1 protein-coding gene is annotated in these 264 nt (G+C 44.7%); it reads left to right on the top strand.

Annotated features, from left to right (window positions below; translation table 11 throughout):
- Nucleotides 1-45: 45 nt before the first annotated feature.
- On the top strand, nucleotides 46-264 hold a 219-nt coding region (locus AB4585_RS26420; protein WP_372171718.1), incomplete at its 3' end, for a hypothetical protein.

Here is a 264-nt window from a genome sequence, read left to right as displayed (position 1 = left end):
ATGGAATCCTATATTTTCCAGAGAGCGATGTATTGGAAAGAGACATTGGGTATCGATGTCTTATCGATTACTGAATTTGCTTATTGGAATAGCCCAACAGGGGGTGAGAGTGTCAATGGTGACGCTATTGCGTTTTGTGAAGAGGGTGGGGGGAATGTGTTGGTTCACAATGCCAATATTCATAACTCATTCGGTAGGGGGTTTGCGCTTTCACTGTATCGGCGTTATCCGCAGTCCTTCATAGCAGATAGTGCGACTGTTAAG

The organism is Vibrio sp. 10N.222.49.C9 (assembly GCF_041474985.1).
GTDB lineage: Bacteria > Pseudomonadota > Gammaproteobacteria > Enterobacterales > Vibrionaceae > Vibrio > Vibrio crassostreae_C.
This window is presented reverse-complemented; position numbering and strand designations above follow the sequence as displayed.